This window comes from Phycisphaerae bacterium (assembly GCA_019636475.1).
GTDB lineage: Bacteria > Planctomycetota > Phycisphaerae > UBA1845 > UTPLA1 > JADJRI01.
This window is the reverse complement of record JAHBXN010000005.1, coordinates 1-21,647: the sequence shown is the minus strand read 5'-3', so window position 1 is coordinate 21,647 and position 21,647 is coordinate 1. Positions and strand designations below refer to the sequence as shown.

Below are 21,647 nucleotides of genomic sequence, written 5' to 3'. Positions count from 1 at the left end.
CATCAGAAGTCGTTCGGCAGGCGCAGGGTCTTCTCCAGCAGGTGCGGATCGTCGAAGTCAAGCGCGTCCCAGCAGACCATCTGTGTGCCACGCTGCCGCGGTTGACCCGCGCTGCGCATACCGGTCGGGGCCAGCAGCCAGCCTTCTGGGCGACCGGCATTGTGGACCAGGCCGTCAGGCCCGAACATGCTGGCCTTCCCGAATTGGGTGGGAAGATTCTCAAGCGTATCGTATGCCACGAGGTCGTAGGTTCGCTTTGACAGGACGGTTCGTCCGCCTTCCGGGTCAAAGTCAACGCCGTGAACGGCAATCACATCGTGATAGCCTGCACGGCTGATGACGTATAGTTGCGTTGCATCGCCGGAGTCACCGGTGACAAAGTGGCCTGCCACTGTGAGCCGCGGCCGATCGTCCGCCGGCTTTTCCAGAGGCTCCAGCGCGGAACCGGCAGCGTCCTTCCATTGCCGCCGCGCTTTCTCCTCCAGATTGGAATTGGCAAAACAGTGAATGTGGCATCCGCAGTTTTGAATCGTCTCAACAACGGCCGGTTGACCGTGCGAATCGAGCGTAATGCAGATCGTCGCGCCATCAACAAGCCCGGCTTCCGGGTCATTCTGCGTCATCGAAGGGTGTTCGGGAAACCACCAGCAATAAAGAAGCTGCTGATACGCATGATTGCGAATCACCGCCTTGCGGGTGTAGGCATACAGGACAGGTGTCGAAGTCTCGACATGGACCTCGATGCGGCCGGGCGAACCCGAGAGGTTCACCTTGCCGATTTCGTCGACTCGCGCAGGATATTTGGCATTGGACCGTCGTTCCTGCAGCAGAATCGGAGCAAAGCGCACGAGCGATGAATATTCGTCAGGACTCCACGAGGCGAATGCGTTCTGGAATTCCGGCGATGACGGCGGTGCATACACATCGAAGGGTCCGGCCGCTGTGAAGCCCGCTGCTCGATCGCGTTCATACTGCGACTGGACTGCCTCCAGAAGCAGCCCGCTTCCACGCTGGTCCTTCACGGATGGGCCGACTTTGTCGACGATCGATCGCGCGATTCGGGTGGCTTCAGTGCGATTTCTCGAAGCGGTCGCCTGATCGCGAAGCGACGTGTAGTCGCTCCTGAGCTGCATCACGTAGCGGTCTCGAATCGCCGCTCGACGATCCTTCGGCTCTGGTTCATTTTGAAAATACCGTAGCCAGATTTCGTCGATCGCTTTGGACGGCAGGTGATCGATCTCGTTCTGAACCGAGGTGATGGCCAATTCATGACATCGCGCCAGAATCTCGACCAGATTCGCCGGGGAATCGTCCGATGCACCCGAAGCCGACAGTGTCCGCAGTTGATCGAGCGAGTAATCATCGATGCGCAGAAACGGCATATCCGCCACCGCGCGGTACCGTGCATCCGTCGCTCGATATTGGCGGACCGTCCATCCAAGCCCGTCTTCAAATTGGGCGGGCACGCAGCCGGCCAGGACAAGAGCGGTGACGAAAACAAGGCCCGACGTGAACTGTGCCAAGAATCGACGCTGGCGAATCACGAAATCAGGTTTCCTCCGCCGTACATGCGATCGAGCGCTTTCCAGAAATTCTCGATCCAGATTCGCGACGCTTCATCGGTTCCCATCGCCAGTTCGTCATTCAGGAATTTGCTCCACCCCGCGGCTTTCCATGCGACGAATTTCAGAATCGCCAGATTGCCGTCAAGTCCCGGCTGGGGCTTGGCCTGCGTCGGCGGATTGAAAATGCTGCGCAGCGAAGCGTTGGCGGTGGGCCCGGCAAAGACCGCATGCGCGTAGATCGTCGACCGGTCCTGAAGTGAATAAAGACAGATCAGCCCGACGGCCGTGCCTTCGTCCACCGTCGTAACCAGGGTGGGAAAAATCACGCGGACCATGTCTTTTTCAAGCACTTTGTAGAGTCTGGGACGTGGCGCAACGGGAAACCCGCCGCGAGCAAGCCATGCGGATTCAGTTTGAAAGCACGCACTGGCTTTGATGTCCGTAATGACGCCTTCCATGCTGAGTTGTCCGCGACCGCTTGGTTTCGTAACGTTCAAGGTGGATGGTTCCATCTCAATCCTCGCTGTTGGAAAAAGCTCCTTTAACTATACGTGCGAGAGATGAGTAGTTCCCTATTTTGCAAATTTTGCAGTTCAACGCGCCTGGACGTGTTTTGATCAGACTTTCGCCGGCGCATGATCACGAATGCCTGCCGCCTTCTCGCGGCAACGGCTCACGCGACAAATCCCGCACGCTGATATTGCGAAAGCCGGTAATACAACGTGCGGACGCTGATGCCAAGTTCGCGGGCCGTCGCGATGCGATTGCCGCCATTGCGCTCAAGTGATTCAAGAATCGCTTTTCGTTCGACCTCGGACATGGTTGTGGCAGTCGGAGCGGCTGATGGCGAAAATTGCTCAATGGGCGCGGATTTTTCCGCAGTCCGGCGTAAGCGGAATCTGTTGCGGGCGCGATCGACGGCCGCCTCCAATTCTCCAAGGCTGCATGGCTTCGTGAGAAACTCGACCACATCAAGGTGAATGGCGCGCCTTGCCGCGTCGAGCGTGCCGTAACCCGTCACGATCACGGCCGCAATGTCGGGCTGAAGAGCACGAAGTTGATCCAGCAGGTCGAGTCCGTTGCAGCCCGGAAGATTCAAATCCAGCATGGCGACGCCAAATTCCACCTCGCGGGCCAGCGCGACAGCCTCTTCGGCGTTGCGAGCGCCCGCGCCGCACAAGCCCATGTCGCGCAATGCCCGCCTCCACAATTCTCGAAGGCGCGCCTCATCGTCCACGACAAGCACCCGATCGCTTGCTGGTTGGTCTTCAAGCAGCTTGTCCACTGGCCTCCGATCTGGCTTCAGCCGGTAGGGAGACGGTGAATCGGCTTCCACATCCCAAGCCATCGCTTTGTGCGGTGACCGAACCGCCGTGCGCTTCGACAATGGCGTGAGATATCGATAGGCCGAGTCCTGCTCCGTGTACGGCTGCGCCGGTGTCGAGTGTAAAGAATGGCTCAAAAACCTGTTCGATTGTCTGGGGTGACATGCCGCAGCCGTTGTCGGTTACATCCACGACAACGCGCGGCCCTTCGCGCCGGCCTGTGATTTTAACGCGACCGACGACGGGCTTCACGGCGTTCAAGGCGTTGATGACGAGGTTCAATAAGACCTGTTTCATCTCCGATTCGTTGCCGTTGATCACCAGTCCGTCGTCCTGTGGAATTTCCGCCGACACGTCCCGGTGGCGATTGGCGCTGACGGCCCGGATCATATGCACGATTTCGTCGATGATCCGCGACATCGACACCGGAGCGCGGAGGTCGTCTCCCATCTTCGCCAGCGACAAAAGTCGCTGCAAAATATCCCGACACCGAAACGCCTCGTCGCGGATAATTTGAAGCGACTCACGCGCTTCGGCCACGGCATCGGGGCTGGATGCCTTTCGCAGCCGTGAGAGCGACAGCTCCGCAAAACCGGACATGATATTCAACGGATTGTTGATCTCGTGCGCCACGCCCGCCGCGAGAAAGCCGACGCTCGCCAACCGCTCAGAACGAACCAACTCGTGGCTTTTTACGCGCACTTTTTCCTCGAGATCGCGATAGACGGCCTGCAGTTCCTGCGCCATCCGATTCAGGTCCTCTGAAAGCGCTACCAACTCGGCGTCACCGCAGATTGCGACACGTTCGGCCAGCGCGCCCGACGCGATACGGCGCACGGCCGCCTGCATCCGGCGGATCGGCCGCATGATCGAGCGGTGGTGGAAGAATCCCAGTATTACGGCGCCAATCGCCAGCGAGACCGCCAGAATTGAGATGAAAAGGATCGATTCGTACAGCTTTGTCGCCGCGGATGCGTGGTTAATGGCAATCAGCCGGTCCATCGATTGAATCAACTGGTTCAGTTCACCCAGAGCGGATTCGATCTCTTTGCGATCTTCAGCGATGTCGGCGGTGCGTTGCGCGCCGTCGCGCAGCACCACGAGACTGGCCCTGGCGCGTGTCGCCCCTCGCCGTTCAGCCTCCTGATGCGCAGGGTCTGCGCCAACCTGCAAATCCTGGAATGCAAGGAATTCATCAATAATCGAGATCGCAGAGTCGAGTTCGTCGCGCGCCTTGGATCGGTCGTAGTCGGCCGTACGAGATCGGCCATGCACGTCCTCGGCGAATGCCTCTGCGCGCTGAATCATGCGGAGTTCGAGGAACTCATCGCGTGCAATTCTTGCGTGCTCGCGCAAGCCGCTTAAACCCGAGGTCGACGCCGCGCCCAACAGCACAATGCCGCAAATGAACACGGCTGTTGTTCCCGTCAGACGTCGCCCGAGCGTCATTTCACACTCCCCACGATACGCGCCATGTGCCATTATACACGCGGCTTTGTATCGAAACGCACGCGCTGTAATTCCCGTCTGTCTGATTTCAACTCACCGGCCCCTGAAGAGGCGTCCTGATAATTGAAAAGCCCGCTTTTCGCGGCGCAAAAGAGGCTCGCGCGCTGCGTAAGGCGCTGTGCAAATTATGCAGTTGGCATTTTCCTTGCCGAAAGTCCTACCGCGAACGTGACACAAAGGGAGGTTCTCTACATGGTTGCCGTTTCACGTCTTCTATTCCATGGCCGGCCGCGACAGGGCGAACATCGGTCGCCAGATGGCGCTCGGGCGAAGAAGCTGTCCGCGTCTGCCAGCCGACTGGAGGAACCGAATCCGACGATTCAACTCCTGCGCATGACCCGGGAGTTGCCGCCGATGGCCGGCGATGCGATTGCGTCGCTGACCGGCGCATGCGACCTGACGCCGCGCGAACAGCAGGTTCTCAACCTCTGTTGCTTTGCCCACAAGAATTCCGTCATTGCGTCGACGCTCAATATCTCCGTTCCCGCCGTTCGGCGGCACCTTCGGAATCTTCATCGCAAAACCGACACGGCTGACAAGACCGAACTGGTCCTGCTGTTGTGGCATTCCTGCGGCCGTCGCGCAGAGCGCGTATCTGATTTCGAAATCTGATTACGCAGGCAGTCTGTCGCCTGCAAAGAACGCCGCGACCGGAACCCCGTGAACTGGATCGATCCGATCGCGGCAATTCGGCTGTTATCGCGGTCCCGCCGGGCCGCTCACGGGCCGAGCAGTGCGTCGGAGACAAACAACTGGATGTCCTCGCCATCGGCCGTGCCGGAATCGTTCATGTCCGCCAGGGTGATGTCGCATCCGGTGTAATCGCCGATCAGCGCATCGACGAAGTATGGGATGTCGGCCAGGTCAACGGCGTGGTCGCAATTCACATCGCCCTTGGCGTAGTAGGCGCAGGGGTTGGGCGAACATGCCGAATCAATGGTCCACGACATGCCACTGGCGTTAAAGCAGTCCGCTTCGATCAACTGTGCGCAAGTGCCATCCTGCAGGCAGCAGGCGCCCAACGTCGCCGGGCAATCCGCGATCGTCAAGCGGTAATTCAGCGTCTCGGCGCCTCCGGGCCCGGGCTTGCGATCGATCATGAGGTAATAGACACCAGGGGACAACATCAGGTTGTTGATGGAGACGAGCGTTCCCGGCGTGGTCGACTGTGCCATGCAAGAGGCACCCGGCGGGCACACATTGTCCAGCACCACTCCGATCGAGTTGTCAGCCGCCGTGGCTCCCGCCACGGTGATATCGACACAACGCTCAGTCGTCAGGTTGATCTTATACATGACGTCATCGCCGTCGTCGTAAACGCCAAGGCAGGTGTTGGAATAGTCTTCCTTCTTGTCGGTTGTGGTGTTGATATCGTCGTATGGCAGGGAATTCACGATAATCGGAAATTCGCAATCCTGACCAACGACGTCCGCCTCGGGGGAACAGGGCGGGATCAACTGGCCGCACTGGACGCCGACGGTCCACGACTGGGTTGGCCCCTGGCAGTTGGCCTCCAGGACGTTATTGGTGCAGACCTGAGTCGACGAGTCGCAGCAGGCGCCGGTTGCCGCACCTCCGCACGTTGTGACCGTCAATGTGAAATTGAGGCTTTCGCTCGCCAGTGGCCACCGGTCAATCATCAGGTAGTACACACCCGAGGCGAGGTTTAGTCCCGTGATGGTTGCGACGTTGCCCTGACTGGTTGCCTGCGCAATACATGTGCCGTTCGGCGGGCAGACATCATCGAGCGCGACGCCGATCCAATCGTCGCCCGCCTGGGCGCCGGTCACGGTGATGTCGACACATTGGGCGCTTCCAAGCTCAAGTCTGTAAAGAATGTCATTGCCGTTGTCGTATTGACCGAGGCAGGAGTTCGTGTAGTCGTTGCCCTTGTCTGCGGTGGTGTTGGTGTCAACGAAGGGGATGGAGGTGATGGGAATCGGATTCGCACAGTTTGTTCCGAGCGGCGGGGGGGCTGACGTGCAGGGAGGAACGAGTTGATCGCACCTGAGTCCGACACTCCAAACCTTGTTCGCCCCCACGCAACCCGCTTCCGTAACGAGGTCGGTACAGGAGTTTGCCGCGGTGTCACAGCAGGCGCCTGTCGGCGTACCGCAAGTGAAGCTTTGTCCCTGAATGAAGACGTTGGAGTCGAGAACCTGATCGCCGGCGTCGGCGATGGCCAGCTTGATATGGTTTATTCCGGGATTGAGCGTGCCGGTCGCGGTGAGTACGACGGTCAGTCCGTCCATCTCCGTGTCGCGAACGCCGACACATGGAAACAGGCCCGGCGGAATGTCAGCGCACCGGTTGTTGACGAAGAGGTTGCAGAAGCTGCCCGACGGCGGGTTGAAGGGGTTGTTGCAGTTCAGGTTGTTGATGCTGACCGGCGTTCCCGCGCTTCCCGGTATGAGGGCAATATTCACGCCGTTGAGGAAGAATCCGAATACGTCGTTGAAGGCCGTGTTGACCCATTCGTTGTACTCTTCCGAGGAGAATACATACTGGAACTGGATGATCTGCGTCCCCGTGCAATAGAAATCGAATTCCAGGCTGCACGCATCATAGGTCGTGTAACCGGGGATCAGTGCGTCCAGATTCGGGTCGCCGAAACCCAGATTCACGCCGCTGGTGCTGTCCTGGCTGTTCGGACCCACGACAAAGGAGATGTCGCCACTGCTCAGGATGATGCCGCTCGGAAAATCCACGATGCCGGTGCCGCCGCTGAATATGCCGGCCGCGTTGGCTGTACCGGTGTAGGTGATATTCGAAACCGTCACGCCGGGGCCGAGCAGAGTCGTGACAAGATCCGCCGGCGTTAATCCTGAGTTGAGGTCCTGTGTCGATAGGGCGCGCGGAATCGCGTCGGTCGGGACAATACGATTATTACCTCCCGAGGGCAGGACCGGACGAGCGCCGGGCGCGGCCAGCGCGACGCCGCCCCCCAGGCTTACCGTCCATGCTGCCAATGCGAGGGTGCAAAAACGTTGTAATCGGCGAGACTTGTTGATCGATGTGCTCAAGACCTTCATGGCTTTCTCCCGACCGCGAGCTCAGACGCAGGCGAAGCGCGGGCTGGAGATGCCACAAGCATCGCGCCCTGAATCGCCGCTCCCGGCTCAGCTTCCGGACCTTGCGGGTCACGTTGACACCACGCGTCCGGATGCCATTACGTTAGGGAATCGTGGAGGGGGATGTTTAGGTATCTCTTTGGATACCATGGGCGACGGGTCGCGATTCACGGGGCTTGCCGAACGGTTTTCCAATTCCGGCTGCCACGGCGCTCATGTCGGGCGGCGGTGGTTGGGAAGGGTGAACGTGCCCGCAAGCCGAGGCGATGCCGAGGTACGGCTGAATCGCCCCGGGGATGGCGCGAGCGGTCATCGATTGCGGACCTGCATGAAATGATGTCAACGCGCGGGGCAGACACAATCGGCTTGCGGCCCCGCAGATTATGCCGCCGAATGCAATGCGGATTGAATGAGATCGGGGTAAGTCGGTGTCACTCGTGTGTCATTGGGCGTGGCGGGAATCGAACCCGCACGTCCTTGCGGACAAGGGATTTTAAGTCCCCAGCGTATACCAATTTCGCCACACGCCCAGTCGTTTCTTCGGTTCATCGGCCTGACCGTGGAGTAAGCGGTTCGGCTTCCTCTCCGCCGGTTCAAACGCAACGATCCATCTTCCACGCCTGATTCGGCTTCCGCAAGCGTCATGTGCGGTTCGCACACGGGCGTCGTCGGCTCGCGCGGATTATGATAACCTATCGAGGGGCTGTTTGGAGCATTGAATGACGGCATCCCGCATCGAGTTTTCACCACCGGCCAAGATCAATCTCGCGCTGGCGGTGCGCGGTCGACGGGACGACGGTTTTCACGAGATCGAGTCGTGGGTGGTCAAGCTCGATTGGACGGATCGGCTGTGGCTGGCGCCGTCGGACGCGCTGACTCTCGAAATCAGCGGCGCTGGCGCAGACTCAGCGATCGGCGTTCCCGGCGGCCCTGACAATCTCGTCTGCAAAGCGGCCATCGCGATGGCGCAGGCGGCTAATCGGCCTGCCGAGGTTGCGATTCAGCTGACCAAATTCATACCGGCGGGCGCGGGTCTGGGTGGCGGCAGCAGTGATGCGGCGTGCACACTGATCGGTCTGAATGAACTCTGGAATCTGAATTGGTCAGTGGAGCGTCTGGCGGAACTCGGCGCGGCACTGGGTTCGGACGTTCCATTTTTCCTTCATCGCGGGCCGATGTTCATGGCGGGGCGCGGCGAACGACTATCGGCGCTCACGATGAACAAGGCATTCTGGGTCTGTCTGATTCTGCCTCCTTTTCCGCTTTCGACCGCGGACGTCTATCGCGCGTGGGCGGCGTGCGGATCCGCCGGCGCGACGGCGCCTCGGAGCCTATCGCCGAAGGGGCCCGCGCCCTTATCCACTGCCGCGGCGCTCGCCGATCAGTTGTTCAACGATCTCGAAGCGCCGGCGTTCGCACTGTCCCCGGCGCTGAATGCGCTGCACAAAACGCTCGACGGTCTGCGTGGTGTCCGCGTCCGAATGACGGGTAGCGGAAGCACGCTCTTCGCGATTTTTGATGATCGTGAATCGGCGGAGGATTGGCGACAGACCGCATTTGGCTGTTGTCACGACGCGACGCGTTTTCAGATCGTTCAAATGCAGACGTGGGCATGATCTTGCAGGACGCTCGGCCACACAATCATCCGGGCGGAATGTCGAACCATCTCAATTTGCCAGAAAGAAAGATTGAATTTCGGGCCTAGGGTTGGGATAATTCAAGGAGGGATGTGGAATAGGTTAGTCCAGGTCCGAGAACTCGCATTCTCTGGGCCAGTCATGCCTTCCGGGTCGGCGGCCGTCGCTTCGATGGTTTTGCGCCGGCACTTCCCTACGCCTGACGAACCAGATGTCCAGAAAACCTGATCGTTGATCCCGACAGGCACGGAGAGCCCGAATGTTAAAATGCCGCACTTCCCGTTCGTTTTTCCTTCAATATGCAGCCGGCATTCTTGTCGCCGTATGTTGCAGAGCGGCCTTGGCAGGAGAGACGATTGAAACGCGTATCGACCTGTCCCATGTGCCGAAATTCAACGTGGTCATGACGCCGATTCCGCTGGAAGGAGACGGCTCCGGCGGCGGCGAGCCGAGAGGGACGTGCCCGCAGCAGCAGCGGACCTACGCTAATCCGGGTCTGTTTTCCGGAGGCTCCTACAACCTGCAGGGCGGCATGGTCGAAACCGAGATCGGTGCGGTGACCTATGTACAGCCTGCGGGCGATTTTCCCCTTCGCATCGACACGATGGAATTCATTCTGGGTACGCAGGCCGCCACGGTCCAGACGGTCACGCAGTACACCGTCATCGTCTGGGAGGGCGCACCGAACAACGGCAATCAGATTTTCGAGTTTTCTTCGGATGATCTCATACTGCCGCATGCCCGCATCGGCCCGGGAACGGCCGGCCTGAATATCCAGGTCAGCATTGATCCCAACGATCCGGAGCAGATCATCGTCGGTAACAACGGCTCGAACCGGTTCAGCATCGGCATTCGAATCGATCATCACAACAATCCGCCGACGGCCACATGTTCCTGCGGGCTTGGAAATCTCCCGGCCGTCTGTTGTCCGCCTCAGTCGACCACAAACGCATTTCCAGCGACGGATACGGACGGTCTGGCGTCGGCCGCGAACAACTGGCTTTATGCCCGGGCGTGCCCGGGAGCCACGGGATTGTGTACTCTGTCTCCGAACGGCTGGTTCAACTTCACCTCGACCGGCATGCCGAGCGGCGATTGGGTGTTCCGGGCAACATTCACACCCTTCTTTTGCGCCGGCTTCGGTCGATGCTGCAATCCTTCGAACGGAAACTGCACGGTGACAACCGAGTCGGATTGCCAGATCGCCGGTAGTAACTGGGGCGGCGAAGGGACCAGTTGCACGCCGAATCAGTGTCCGCAGCCGATGGGCGCGTGCTGCCGTATCAATGGCACCTGCAGTGAAAACGTCATTATTAACTCATGCCTTGGTGTCGGCGAGAGTTTCTTTCAGAATCTCACATGCGCTCAGGTGCAATGCCAGCAACCTGAAGGCGCGTGCTGCACCAACACCTCCGAAGTGCCGTGTCTTTCCGTCGATATGCAGACCTGCACGTCGGTGTATGGCGGCACTTTCAAGGGCCCCTTTACGGAGTGCGGGGCTGCGGCGTGCGTCGGCGGCTGCTGTTTCGGCAGCGGAAATACGAACTGCCTGGAGGTGACGAAACCGGATTGCACGCAGCAACTGGGCGGACAGTTTCAGGGTGTCGGATCGACCTGCAATGGTTTTTCGTGTCCGCAAGGCGCATGCTGTCTGCCGACCGGCGCATGCACTTTTGGCACCGTCGTTGATTGTCAGAACCAGGGAGGCGCCTATCAAAGCGGAGTATCCTGTGCGTCGGCGAACTGTCCGCAACCAAGCGGAGCGTGCTGCCTGAGCAATGGCGGATGCCTCCTGCTGCTCCAGGCCCAGTGCGGCATCATCTCCGGCGCGAGTTGGGCAGGCCCCGGGACGAATTGTGCGACCGGCTGCACACCGTCCTGCCCTCCGGCCGACGGCGATCTGAACGATGACAACCTTGTGAACGGTTTGGATGTGCAGGTCTTCAGCAGTGCGCTGGTGAACGGTGGAACACCGAGCCAGGTCTGTGCCGGGGACTTCAACGGCTCTTCGACGCTGGATCTGGGAGACATCAGCGGGATGGTCAATGCGCTGCTGTCGGCGCCGTGATGTCTTGAAAACGGTTTAGTATCCGCCGCTGTAGGGATTCTGATCGTAGGCCATGATGGCGGGTACAACTGCGCCGGCCAGCGCCAGGCCGACGGCAGCGGTTCGGAGCATTCCTGAAATCAGCGGCCTTGCGTCCGACTTCAGCAGGATACCCGGCACAAGGCAGGCGAGCGGCGCAGCAATCGGCGTAATGACGCGCCACCATGCCATATCTAGAAAAAACCGTCCGTTGAGAAACACGCCGACCACGATGAGCGGTGCGACGGAGAATAGTCCGGCGGCGAGCGCGCGTTTGCCGAGCATTTGAAGGATCATGCAGACGCCGACACCGGCCCCGAGCATTATCATCAGTTCAAGATAGGTCTGGCTTCCGGAAAGCACGAGGATCGCACCGCCGCCGAAGGTGACGAGAAGCCAGTGCCCGGCGAACCAGTTGCCACGGATTTTCGTGCCGGCCGCCTCGACCAACGCCCACCATATTGTGCCCACGATGGTGATCCCGATCATCCACGTTGCGGTCTCATTGGGATCCCAGGTGTGACGGATGAACGGCTGGAGCGTGGTCGCAGCGAGCGCGGCGATAAGCAGCGGCCGGAGCGTCCAGCGTATCCAGGCGCGATTAAGCCACGCATCCAGCATCAGAACAAGTGTTGCGGCCAGGGCGCACGGCAGGATCCATCGCCACGCATCGACCGACTGGGGGTTGCTCCAGTTCGGCTGCTGAAATCGGGCGAACTGTCCAACGGCATATGTCGCGAAGATGACGAGTCCGCCCAGTCGATTCGGCCATGCCCGCTCGTCGCGGCCGCGCGTCATGAGGAAGAGGATTCCGCCGATGACGATCGCGGCTGCGACGGGCAGCACGAGGATGTCGATGATCGCCTGCGTGTCAAACATGAATGGACCGCCGCGTCGTGATGCCTCAAGCCGGTCAACGCGGCGATGCCCGCGTCATTGATTATCGAATCACTGTTTGATTGCTTCGAGAGCAACAATGATCCGGACATCTTCTCCAAGCCCGCCCGGCATGTAGCTGATGCCAAAGTCGCTTCGCTTGACTTCGAAGGTGCCTTCGAAGCCGGTGCGCTGTCCGCCCCAGGGATCCTTGCCCGATCCGATGTGATCGAGCGTGACCGTGACGGATTTCGTGACGCCGTGCATTGTGAGATCGCCGGTTACCTTGAACTGGTCGGTCCCGCTTTTCTTGAACTCGCTGCTCTTGAAGCTGATGACGGGAAACTGCTTGACGTTGAAAAAGTCCGGCCCGCGAAGGTGGTCGTCGCGCTTCTTGTCGTTGCTATCGATGGAGTCGGCCTTGATGGTGATTTCGAGCGCGTTTTTATCGTCGCCGGACATCGTCAGCCTGCCGTCGATTTCATTGAAACGGCCATAGCAGTAACTGACACCCAGGTGCTTGATTCGAAAGTGGACGGAGGAGTGCGAATTGTCGATCTTGTAGTTTTCAGGCTCGGCATTGTTGGCGTTCGTGGTGAACGCAAGCCCGGTGACAGTCATCGTTCCCACCATCAGAGCGGCCAGCAGTTTCATAAGCGTATCTCCAATCAGAAGTTTCACTTTGGTTTGTGACGATGTTGCGGGTAGCTTAGGCTCGGCCGGAGCGGTTTTCCACGAATTTTGACTAACGAGAACCCGAAACGGTTCGAGATCGCGATGGTGCAGGACTTGTCGCATCCGCCCGATCGGCCGTATAATCGAATGATTCAAGCGACGCCCGCCGGCGCCTGTCTCGGTTCTCCCCTCGTCAATCGTCAGCATTCCTGAATTTGTGTCTGGCTATTTCGGCGCGAACTTCGCTGCCGCATTACAGTCCACGAGGTGAGAGATGAGCGACGGTGTACCCCTTTCGGAACAAGATTCGGCCATTGCGGCGGCGCTGAGTGCGATGGCCCGGGGCATGACGCCGGAGACGGCCGGCCATGAAGATTTGAACGCGATGATTCCGCCGGCTGAAACGGCGGACGCACATTTTGACCGCGCGACCGACGAGTGGGAGCCGCGGGTGATCGACGCATGTCGTGAACTGGCGTCGGCAGGCATTCGCCCACGTGACAGTGCGGTTCGGGCCTTTCTTACGGCACGGTTCGGTGGGATGCCTGCGAGTGAAGAGGTGGCCGCAATCATCAGGCGATGGAAGGCAATGCGCTGGAAATCGGCGGAAGTTCGTACGGCATACATCGCATATGCCGCGCTCGACGCCGAGCAACGCGCGGCATTCCGAGAACGAGCCGACGCGGATGATCATTCGCTCGCGGCATCCGTGGGACAGGGCGACGCCTCTGCATCGCCATATGAGATCCAGATTTTCTATCGCGGAAAGCACCTGCGGAGCGAGTTCGCAGATCGGGCGACCACGGCATGGGTCAAGCTTCAGAATCTGATCGACCGCCGGCCGCCGGATGTGACGCGACTCGACCTGATCGAGCGAACGGCGCAGAGCCCGCGTATGCTGAAGCACTGGACGCCGGCGATCGGCGACAACTCAGCGTGGTGAAAACGCGGTCGGAATGCGGATTTACCAAACCTCGAAGATTTTCAACAGCTGATCGATAAAGGGGGCGACGTCATTCACATCGACCCGATGGTCGCCATTGGCGTCAATGGACTGGCGCTGCCACTGCGCGCAGGGGGCGCCGGAAACAATGTCGGCAAACAGTTCGAGGTCTGCGCGGTCCAACTCATCGTCGGCATTCAGGTCGGCCAATCGCCGACCGATGACCACTCGATGCTTTGCGTGATTGTAAAACGTCTCATTACCGAGAATATGCAAGCGACCATCGGAGATCGCGGCGACCTGTCGTGATCGGGCGGTGGTCGATGCGGTGGCCCGCGCGTCCCGTGTGCAGTGCAGTATGGCTGACGGCGCGTCATCGCGCGTTGTCCGAAAGGCGAGGATGCCGGTCGGATCCGCATCGACCTGCATTCCATCACCGATGAGCAATGCAAGATGGGCTTTCTTATCCGCCAAGATCCACACGGCGCCGCCGGCACGGTTTTCGATATGTCCGTCGCCTCGCCATGTCCGGGTCACGATCACCGAATCGCCGATCTCTCCGGTTCCGCTCGCCGCTTTCACGGAACCCTCGAAGAGGGCGCGCTTGTTCCCGCCGTCCTGGACGATCCATTTGCCCTTGCCTGCGTCCTCTTCGGTGCCGCCGTCCAGCGTGCAGACTGAGAATGCGGATCGCGCCGCCGGCGCTTGCTCCGTGGGTGGGTTTTCCGGTGTGGTATCGTTCTCCTGAATGATCCGGCGTGTTCGCAGGTCGTATCGCTGGCGGTGAATCAGCGAGGACCACGACAGATCGGTGATGATCGGCGGACGCCTGCGCAGGATGAGTTGCCGGGATTCGCCGGTCCGATGCAGAATCGTCACAGCCCCCTCGCCGAGCACTTCAGCCGTCAGGTCGGGGTAAACGCAAAAGGCAGTTCGATAGTCGAGCCCGACGCCAATGAGGTCCTGCTGGGCATCTTCAAATCGCCGCGCCAGCATGACTGCCAGTCGCCCGATTCGCCCGCGTTCGGTGAAGTGCGTGTCGAATAGCACTCCGGGCGTGAGGCTTAGGAAACCGGTCGTCAAAGTCACGAGCGGATGAAACGGATCGCTCAGCGCTTCGTGTGACGCAAGCGATCCATTCAGCGCATCGAAGATGGCTTCGCCGAGTACGGCTGCGCCGGCACTGGTGCCGCCAATGACTCCGCCCCGATCGTAAACGGTTCGGATTGCGCGTTCGGTTGCGGTGCCGCGCCAGTTGAAGACATATCTTGATTGGTCGCCGCCGCGAAGCCAGATGATGTCCGATGAGAGAATTGCTTCGGCGGTATCCTTTAAGTCCGCGACCTCACGGCTCGGGATAGTGAGATGTCGGACGCTTGTGGCTCCGTGCTTCAGGAACACGCGTTCGACGGTTTCGTCGGCATCGGCATGATACCCGACCACGACGACGCGGCGTTCTCCACCATGTCCGAGCATCCACGCGAATACGTCGTCGGCCCATCGCCCTTTGTCAAGTCCGCCGCCCCCCTCGGCGCAAATGTAACCGCCAGCGTGAGCCGGCCGTGTCGCCGCAAGCGTCACCACCATGGCAGTGACCGCGATCCAGTTTGTGATTGAGGCGCGATTCGAGGCGAATTGCACAAGTTGAAGTTTCTTCATCAATGATTCCCGTCCAGGGTCGATTGGTTGAGCCATGGCGTCCTGAGTCAATCGACATTAGACCGGTCTATTCAGTGAGAGACAAGCGGGCGACAGGCAGCGCCTCGCGGCGCGGCGGTGGTCAGTCCGGGATTTCGCGTCCGTGAGGATCTTTATCCGGCGCGGTGAGATCCTCTGCAAGCTGATCTCGCATCATTGGTGTGAGGTAATGCTCAACGCGCTCCGCGGGCATGTGGAGATGATCCCTGGGCAATTCGAAGTGCTTTTCAAGGTAGGCTTCCCACAGTCGATGGCCGCGAATGAGCTGCGTTGCGCGCTCCAGTCCGCGTGGCGTCAGTCGAAGACCTTCATGGATCGCGCCGGCGGCGTTCGGCGCCAGAGTTGTGCGTTCAATGTCGCCTCGCCGAAGCAGGGACCCGATTGCTTTTCGAGTCGCGCCAGAGCGTCCGATCGCATCAAGCACGTTCGGCGTGCTCATCGGCTGATCGTCGCGGTTGCCCATCTCGTTCCATCGGAACAGAAGCCCGAGAATGTCCTCGCGGATGATCTGGCGCTCGACGGCATATCGATGGGCCGTGGCTGCGATCAGGCCATGCTCCGGCGCAAAAAGCAGAGCGAGCAAAAGGAATCCACCGGCGATCACCGCCATCAAGGCGGCGGTATTCGTATCAAAGTCGGCGCCGATCCATCCGGGGCCGAACACAACAAAAACACGACCCAGTATGCCGGTTGCGCCGGCAATCACCACGCTGAGCACGATCATGAGTCCCAGTCGATCAGTGAGCAGGTGGGCGCACACCGGTGGAATGATCAGCATGGCGATGACAAGTATCGAACCGACCGATTCAAAGTTTGCGACGGTTGTTAGGGCGACAAGGATCATCAGCGCGTAATGCATGATGTTTGCGTTGATACCGAGCGTCGTTGCCAGTGCGGGATCGAAGGCACAGATTCTCAGTTCCTTGTAAAAAAGCGCGATAAAAAGCACATTCATCGTCAAGACGATCGCGAGGTTGCGTGCGGCAATCGGTGCGCCGAATACGGTCGCCTCCAATCCGATGTTCTCAATGTTGCCGTAGAGCACGCAGGAAGGGTCGAGATCGACCTGGTCTGCCGCCTGCCTGATGAGGATGAGACCGAGAGCAAAGAACACGCTGAAAATGACGCCCATGGCCGCGCCTTCTTCAACCTTGCCTGATCGACTGACCGCCTGAGTGAGCAGGGCGGTGAGCGTTCCGACCAAGACTGCTCCAATGAACATCGGCAGGGGCGAGCGGCTTTGCGACCAGAGAAACGCAATCGCGAGTCCGGGCAGGACAGCGTGTGAGATTGCATCGCCCATGAGGGACATGCGCCGCAGAACAAGGTAGCACCCGGGCAGCGCGCAGGATACGGCGCTCATGACTGCCACCGCCATGACCCAACCGTCGCTGGTCCAGTTCCAACTGTTCATGGCTGGCGCACGACCTCTCCATGCGGAGACGGCGGAATCTCACCACCGGCGGATAGAGTGCTCTCGAGTTCTCGCACCAATTCCGGCGAGAGAATATGCTCAATCATGTCTGCGTCGCGATCGACATGTGACGGCGCGATGTCTGCGTGACGTATGAGGTAGGCTTCCCAGAGTCGGTGATTTCGGAGTACGCGGTCAGCCTTGAGCCGCCCGGGCCTGGTCAGGGCGTATCGGTCGAAAGACAGTTTCGCGACTTCCTGAAGCCGTTGGCCGCGGCGAAGCAGGCTTTTCAGCGTGGACGCGGTCCAACTGCGTTTGAGCAAGAGTTCATTGAATGTGGATGCCGCGCCCGTGCCGTCCTGTTCCTCTCGTTCTGCCATCGCACGCATGAGATTCTGGTAGGCGATTCTTCGCCGAAGCGTGGCTTGTCGAAAGAGTTCGGCAGCGAGGCCGCGGAGCGGCGCGAATAACATGCTCAGGAAGAACACGAAGCCTGCGCAAACAACGATGACCGCACCGGTCGGCACGTTTGAAACCAGGGCGCTGAAGGTCGCTCCGATCCAGCAGCTGACCGCGCCGAAAAGCGCCGCCAGGACGGTCATTCGCCGCAGATTGTCCGTCCAGAATCGGGCCGAGGCGGCGGGAATAATGAGCAGGGCGACGACGAGTATCAGTCCGACGGCTTGAAGGCCGACAACAGTCGTGACGACCACAAGTGTCATCATCAACGCATCGATCACAAGCGGGGATCGGCCGAGCGATGCGCCGAAGTCGGCATCGAAGCAGACTAGTCTGAATTCCTTAAAGAACAGGACGCTACCGAGCGCGACGCCGACGGCCGCGGCGCCGATCAGGAGCGCGTCGCTGAGAATCATGCCTGCGGACTTTCCGTATATGAACCGGTCAAGACCGGCCTGGTTGCCGGTCTGCATCTTCTGGATGATTGTCATCAGGACCATGCCCATGCCGAAGAAGACGCTCAGGACGATGCCAATCGCCGCATCGACCTTGATTCGGCGAAAACGGCCAAGACCAATCACGCAGAAGACACCGAGGGCGCCGCTTACGGCTGCTCCGAGCAGCAGGGCGCCGAGCGACTTAGACTCGGTGATGAGGAAGGCAACGGCAATGCCCGGCAAAGTGGAATGGCTGAGTGCGTCACCAACCATGGCTCGTTTGCGAAGGTAAGCGAAGGTGCCGATCACACCTGCGGCAGCGCCGAGCAGTGTCGTGCCGATGACAACAATCCGCGTGTTGTAATCCTGGAGTGTCAGGGCCCGGAGATAGTCAGGCCACGTCGGCCAGCGAGAGTTGGAAACGGACGCCGGGCGGTCGTTCGTCGCGCTGCGTGATTGGTGGCCGTGGTCAGGTTCCGATGCGGCGGAGATACTTGCTGCAATAGACAGGGATGTGATGACCGCTCCGGCCAACAGGGTGCCCGGTCGGGTGTTTCGGATTGGCCGTATTACAGGTCCGATCACGCCAGCAGCCTCACTTGACCTTGCCGCCACGGGCAACCGCTTCCGCCGCTTCGACAAGCAAAGTCAGCCGCCCGCCATAGGTTTTCTGCAGATTCTCCTGCGTGAAAACCTCGCTCGTCGGACCGCAGGCGACAATGCGCATGTTGAGGAACATCACATGATCGAAATACTCGGGGACGGTATGAAGATCATGATGAACGGCGATGACGGTTCGGCCGCGGGACTTGAGTTCCCGGAGGATGCCGACAATTGCGGACTCCGTCGCGGCATCCACTCCCGCGAATGGCTCATCCATAAAGTAGGTCTCCGCATCCTGCGCGAGTGCCCTTGCCAGGAAGACACGCTGTTGCTGTCCGCCGGAGAGTTTGCTGATCTGGCGTCGCGCGAAATCGGCCATTCCCACCTGTTCAAGCGCATGCAGTGCGATTTCCCTGTCCCTCCTTCGCGGCGGCATACACCATGGAATTCGGCCGTAGCGGCCCATGGTCACGATATCCAGCGCGCTGGCAGGAAAATCCCAATCGATGCTTTCTCTTTGCGGGACGTAGCCTAACGTGTGCCGCGCCCGCCGATATTGGCTGCCGTAGAATAAGACACTTCCGGATGTTTTCGGAATGAGATCGAGGCACGCACGAATGAGCGTACTTTTTCCCGCACCGTTTGGACCGACGATGCCGATGAGCTGGCCCCGTGGAGCGGCGTAATCGATGTCCCATAGCACCGGTTTGCGATGATATGCCACAGTCATGTCATGAATCGAAACCGGGGCCGCGAGATCGTGATCTTCGTGCGGAGCGATCGTCTTTCTTGTCAGGGAATTTCTCGCCGGCGGGGTGTGGGGTTTTTGTTCAGACATTTTCCGGCTCATTTTTCGAAAGACAGCTTGCCGTGCAAGCCCCGGATCGGGGCGTCTCCGCCGAGCGATCGGGTGATCGTGGTCACATTGTGATCGATCATTCCGACATAGGTGCCCTCGTAGGTGCCCGGTTTTCCCATGGCGTCGGAGTAAAGCGTTCCGCCGATTGTGACTGTATGTCCGCGAGCAGCCGCGCCTTCGATGAGCGCACGAATGTTCTTATCGGAGACCGACGATTCGATGAAAACCGCTTTGACCTCACGGGTCACCAGTAAATCGACGAGACGGTTGATGTCCGCGATGCCGGCTTCAGATTCGGTACTGATGCCTTGAATGCCGTGAACTTCCATGCCGTAGGCACGTGCAAAATATCGGAACGCATCGTGGGCGGTTACGAGTACGCGGCTACGCTCCGGGACGGAATCCAGGCATTTTCGCGCGTAGGCGTCGAGCTGCGTGAGTTCTTCGGCAAATTTGGCGTGATTGGCCACAAAGGTCTCTCGCCGCGGTGGATCGAGATTGCCCAGTGTGATGGCGACCTGCTTGGCACAGATCGACCACAGCGAGGGGTCCATCCAGACGTGAGGATCCGGATGCCCGCCGAGGGCGGCCGGCACGATCAGTATGCTCTCGTCGATGAGATCGGTTACGGCATACACCGGCCTCTGTCGGGCAACCTTAATAAAGGTATCGGTCATCCGGCCCTCAAGCAGGAGGCCGTTGTAATAGACGACATCCGCCGACGTCAGTGCAAGGACATCCGATCGCGTGGCTTGGTACAGATGTGGATCGACACCTTCCCCGATGATGCCCAGGACGTCCGCCCGGTCCGACGCAATTCGGCGGACGGTGTCTGTGATCATGCCAGTGGTGCAGGTGATCTTGAATCTGGCGGCCGGCGGCGTTCGATGCAAATCTTCAGTCGAAGCGTTTCGGTTCTTGTTGGCGTCGCCCCCGAGTGCCGGGTTCTCTTCGCGACAACCGATCAGGGCGATGGCCGTCAGGCACGAGGCGACGATACAGCAACGGCAGGGGCGGGACATGCAGTCAGACTCCTCCACACAACTCCGGCGCGCGAAAGCGGGCTTGCGATGGCGTCAGAATTTAGCAGAGGCTATACATTCGGTCAAGTCAAAAAATGAAGAGCCCACGCAATTTATCATCGCTCAACGAACAAATCGCCTTGAACCATGTTGTCCGGACGGTTACGCTAAATGCGGTCGAAGTCAGTCCGGTGTGCGGTCCGATCCGGCACAGGGCGTCTGAAGTGGGCGCCGATGGCCCGTCCGAGTGAAAATCGAAAATGCCCACGACCTTACGTCGCAAGAAATCCACAGCACCCACTCGTTCGGCACTCTCCACGGTGGATGGGCATCGCCGAACGCGATCCGACCACGCCCGCGAGATCGCAGAGGACTATGTGGAGTTGATCGACGACCTCATTCGGGAGCGGGGCGAGGCTCGGGCGGTTGATGTGGCCACGCATCTTGGCGTTACCCAGGTCACAGTGACCAAGACTATCAATCGCCTGAAGCGTGAAGGGCTGGTGACTTCAAAGCCGTATCGCTCCATTTTTCTTACGAACGAAGGCAAGGCTCTCGCGGACTTCACCCGTGAACGACACCGAACGGTGCTGGACTTCCTCATTGCACTGGGTGTGCCCCGCGCCGATGCGGAAATCGACGCGGAGGGTATCGAACACCACCTCAGTCCGCGGACGCTTGAGGCCATGCGGCGGTATTCGCGAAAGCCCAAAAGTTCACCGTAGAGGCGCGGTATCGACATACGGCCCATGAGAAATTTCTCGCAGGCCCGGTCGCACATCCAGTTCGCCGCCTTGATCCTCATGGGTTGCATGGGCTAGTGACCTGCCCCCCATAACCCGGTCCATGTGTTGAGTGGTAAACTCATGGTCTTGGACCCTGGAATGGAGGACAGGTTGATGAGTTCACGGAATCGATTTTCGACGGAGCAGATCATTCACAAGCTGCGTGAGGCGGAGGTGGAGTTGGCCAAGGGCCGGACGGTGGCGGAGGTCTGCAAGCAGATCGGGGTTACGGACCAGACGTACTATCGATGGCGCAAGGAGTACGGCGCGCTGAAGATGGATCAGGCGAAACGCCTGAAGGAACTCGAGCGTGAGAACAGCCGGCTGAAGAAGGTGGTGGCCGACCTGTCGCTGGACAATGCGATCTTGAAAGAGGCCGCCAACCCAAACTTCTGAGCCCGGCTCGTCGACGGCTGACGATCGATCACGTTCGGGAAGTGCTTCCGGACGTGTCAGAGCGTCGGGCGTGTCGGGTACTCCATCAGGCCAGGGCGACACAGCGTCATCGGGTGCGCATTCGCGATGATGAGCCGCGGCTGGTTCAACGGATGATCGAACTGGCCGGCGTGTACGGCCGTTATGGTTACCGCAGGATCACGGCGTTGCTGCGGCACGAAGGCTGGTGTGTGAACCGCAAGCGGATCGAACGACTCTGGCGTCAGGCGGGACTCAAGGTGCCGAAG

The 21,647-nt window shown here is 59.7% G+C and carries 19 protein-coding genes and 1 tRNA gene; 7 read left to right on the top strand and 13 right to left on the bottom strand.

Going from position 1 to position 21,647, the window contains the following annotated elements; all coding sequences use genetic code 11:
* Positions 1-2 precede the first annotated feature (2 nt).
* The 4 genes from KF841_09405 to KF841_09390 all read right to left on the bottom strand — a co-directional run bounded on the left by KF841_09405 (position 3) and on the right by KF841_09390 (position 4,339).
* Positions 3-1,544 carry a hypothetical protein gene (locus KF841_09405; GenBank protein MBX3395570.1) on the bottom strand — a complete coding sequence of 514 codons (1,542 nt, stop codon included), beginning with the start codon at positions 1,542-1,544 and terminating at the stop codon, positions 3-5.
* Positions 1,541-2,062, bottom strand: coding sequence for a hypothetical protein (locus KF841_09400; protein MBX3395569.1), 522 nt, complete (start codon positions 2,060-2,062; stop codon positions 1,541-1,543). Before KF841_09400 ends, KF841_09405 begins: the two co-directional genes overlap by 4 nt.
* Before the next feature lie 176 nt (positions 2,063-2,238).
* Complete coding sequence (locus KF841_09395; protein ID MBX3395568.1) at positions 2,239-2,850, bottom strand: response regulator; 612 nt, start codon at positions 2,848-2,850, stop codon at positions 2,239-2,241.
* Entirely contained in the window at positions 2,834-4,339 is a 1,506-nt protein-coding gene (locus KF841_09390) for a HAMP domain-containing histidine kinase (protein MBX3395567.1), read from the bottom strand. The genes KF841_09395 and KF841_09390 overlap by 17 nt, the downstream gene beginning before the upstream one ends.
* 252 nt (positions 4,340-4,591) lie before the next feature.
* On the opposite strand from KF841_09390, the gene KF841_09385 reads away from it, so the two are divergent.
* Positions 4,592-5,011 (top strand): hypothetical protein, encoded by a 420-nt coding sequence (locus tag KF841_09385; protein ID MBX3395566.1) that lies wholly within the window; start codon positions 4,592-4,594, stop codon positions 5,009-5,011.
* A gap of 107 nt (positions 5,012-5,118) precedes the next feature.
* On the opposite strand, the gene KF841_09380 is transcribed toward KF841_09385, so the two are convergent.
* Entirely contained in the window at positions 5,119-7,431 is a 2,313-nt protein-coding gene (locus KF841_09380) for a choice-of-anchor L domain-containing protein (GenBank protein ID MBX3395565.1), read from the bottom strand.
* Positions 7,432-7,916: 485 nt separating this feature from the next.
* A tRNA-Leu gene (locus KF841_09375) sits at positions 7,917-8,000 on the bottom strand.
* A 189-nt stretch (positions 8,001-8,189) separates the two neighbouring features.
* Between KF841_09375 and KF841_09370 the strand changes: the two genes are divergently transcribed.
* Both KF841_09370 and KF841_09365 read left to right on the top strand, forming a co-directional pair.
* Positions 8,190-9,086: a 4-(cytidine 5'-diphospho)-2-C-methyl-D-erythritol kinase gene (locus KF841_09370; GenBank protein MBX3395564.1), complete on the top strand. Its 897-nt coding sequence runs from the start codon at positions 8,190-8,192 to the stop codon at positions 9,084-9,086.
* Between the two features lie 280 nt (positions 9,087-9,366).
* A complete protein-coding gene (locus tag KF841_09365; protein MBX3395563.1) occupies positions 9,367-11,175 on the top strand; it encodes a hypothetical protein in 1,809 nt (602 codons plus the stop codon).
* Positions 11,176-11,190: 15 nt separating this feature from the next.
* Here KF841_09365 and KF841_09360 read toward each other — a convergent pair whose 3' ends face one another.
* The gene (locus KF841_09360; GenBank protein MBX3395562.1) at positions 11,191-12,072 is read right to left on the bottom strand and encodes a hypothetical protein; all 882 of its coding nucleotides are present in this window, start codon (positions 12,070-12,072) and stop codon (positions 11,191-11,193) included.
* Between the two features lie 69 nt (positions 12,073-12,141).
* Positions 12,142-12,690 carry a YceI family protein gene (locus KF841_09355; protein MBX3395561.1) on the bottom strand — a complete coding sequence of 183 codons (549 nt, stop codon included), beginning with the start codon at positions 12,688-12,690 and terminating at the stop codon, positions 12,142-12,144.
* 328 nt (positions 12,691-13,018) lie between these two features.
* On the opposite strand from KF841_09355, the gene KF841_09350 reads away from it, so the two are divergent.
* Positions 13,019-13,687, top strand: a complete 669-nt coding sequence (locus KF841_09350) for a hypothetical protein (protein ID MBX3395560.1) — start codon at positions 13,019-13,021, stop codon at positions 13,685-13,687.
* 21 nt (positions 13,688-13,708) lie between these two features.
* On the opposite strand, the gene KF841_09345 is transcribed toward KF841_09350, so the two are convergent.
* From KF841_09345 to KF841_09325, 5 genes are all read right to left on the bottom strand, one after another.
* Positions 13,709-15,346: a cyanophycinase gene (locus KF841_09345; protein ID MBX3395559.1), complete on the bottom strand. Its 1,638-nt coding sequence runs from the start codon at positions 15,344-15,346 to the stop codon at positions 13,709-13,711.
* 121 nt (positions 15,347-15,467) lie between these two features.
* Positions 15,468-16,799, bottom strand: coding sequence for a metal ABC transporter permease (locus tag KF841_09340; protein ID MBX3395558.1), 1,332 nt, complete (start codon positions 16,797-16,799; stop codon positions 15,468-15,470).
* On the bottom strand, positions 16,796-18,187 hold the full coding sequence (locus KF841_09335) for a metal ABC transporter permease (protein MBX3395557.1): 1,392 nt from the start codon (positions 18,185-18,187) through the stop codon (positions 16,796-16,798). The genes KF841_09340 and KF841_09335 overlap by 4 nt, the downstream gene beginning before the upstream one ends.
* Before the next feature lie 103 nt (positions 18,188-18,290).
* Positions 18,291-19,136 (bottom strand): metal ABC transporter ATP-binding protein, encoded by an 846-nt coding sequence (locus KF841_09330; GenBank protein MBX3395556.1) that lies wholly within the window; start codon positions 19,134-19,136, stop codon positions 18,291-18,293.
* A gap of 8 nt (positions 19,137-19,144) precedes the next feature.
* Positions 19,145-20,179, bottom strand: a complete 1,035-nt coding sequence (locus tag KF841_09325; protein ID MBX3395555.1) for a zinc ABC transporter substrate-binding protein — start codon at positions 20,177-20,179, stop codon at positions 19,145-19,147.
* A 260-nt stretch (positions 20,180-20,439) separates the two neighbouring features.
* On the opposite strand from KF841_09325, the gene mntR reads away from it, so the two are divergent.
* The 3 genes from mntR to KF841_09310 form a co-directional block, all read left to right on the top strand.
* The gene (gene mntR, locus KF841_09320; protein MBX3395554.1) at positions 20,440-20,904 is read left to right on the top strand and encodes a manganese-binding transcriptional regulator MntR; all 465 of its coding nucleotides are present in this window, start codon (positions 20,440-20,442) and stop codon (positions 20,902-20,904) included.
* 174 nt (positions 20,905-21,078) lie between these two features.
* Positions 21,079-21,360 (top strand): transposase, encoded by a 282-nt coding sequence (locus tag KF841_09315; protein ID MBX3395553.1) that lies wholly within the window; start codon positions 21,079-21,081, stop codon positions 21,358-21,360.
* A 53-nt stretch (positions 21,361-21,413) separates the two neighbouring features.
* The coding region (locus KF841_09310; GenBank protein ID MBX3395552.1) for a transposase at positions 21,414-21,647 on the top strand (234 nt) is incomplete at its 3' end.

Bases quoted from the DNA above. Each gene is read 5' to 3' on its own strand.
- KF841_09390 (MBX3395567.1), bottom strand. From the start codon at position 4,339: ATGACGCTCGGGCGACGTCTGACGGGAACAACAGCCGTGTTCATTTGC.
- KF841_09385 (MBX3395566.1), top strand. From the start codon at position 4,592: ATGGTTGCCGTTTCACGTCTTCTATTCCATGGCCGGCCGCGACAGGGC.
- KF841_09380 (MBX3395565.1), bottom strand. From the start codon at position 7,431: ATGAAGGTCTTGAGCACATCGATCAACAAGTCTCGCCGATTACAACGT.
- KF841_09370 (MBX3395564.1), top strand. From the start codon at position 8,190: ATGACGGCATCCCGCATCGAGTTTTCACCACCGGCCAAGATCAATCTC.
- KF841_09365 (MBX3395563.1), top strand. From the start codon at position 9,367: ATGTTAAAATGCCGCACTTCCCGTTCGTTTTTCCTTCAATATGCAGCC.
- KF841_09360 (MBX3395562.1), bottom strand. From the start codon at position 12,072: ATGTTTGACACGCAGGCGATCATCGACATCCTCGTGCTGCCCGTCGCA.
- KF841_09355 (MBX3395561.1), bottom strand. From the start codon at position 12,690: ATGACTGTCACCGGGCTTGCGTTCACCACGAACGCCAACAATGCCGAG.
- KF841_09350 (MBX3395560.1), top strand. From the start codon at position 13,019: ATGAGCGACGGTGTACCCCTTTCGGAACAAGATTCGGCCATTGCGGCG.
- KF841_09345 (MBX3395559.1), bottom strand. From the start codon at position 15,346: ATGAAGAAACTTCAACTTGTGCAATTCGCCTCGAATCGCGCCTCAATC.
- KF841_09340 (MBX3395558.1), bottom strand. From the start codon at position 16,799: ATGAACAGTTGGAACTGGACCAGCGACGGTTGGGTCATGGCGGTGGCA.
- KF841_09330 (MBX3395556.1), bottom strand. From the start codon at position 19,136: ATGTCTGAACAAAAACCCCACACCCCGCCGGCGAGAAATTCCCTGACA.
- KF841_09325 (MBX3395555.1), bottom strand. From the start codon at position 20,179: ATGTCCCGCCCCTGCCGTTGCTGTATCGTCGCCTCGTGCCTGACGGCC.
- mntR (MBX3395554.1), top strand. From the start codon at position 20,440: ATGCCCACGACCTTACGTCGCAAGAAATCCACAGCACCCACTCGTTCG.
- KF841_09315 (MBX3395553.1), top strand. From the start codon at position 21,079: ATGAGTTCACGGAATCGATTTTCGACGGAGCAGATCATTCACAAGCTG.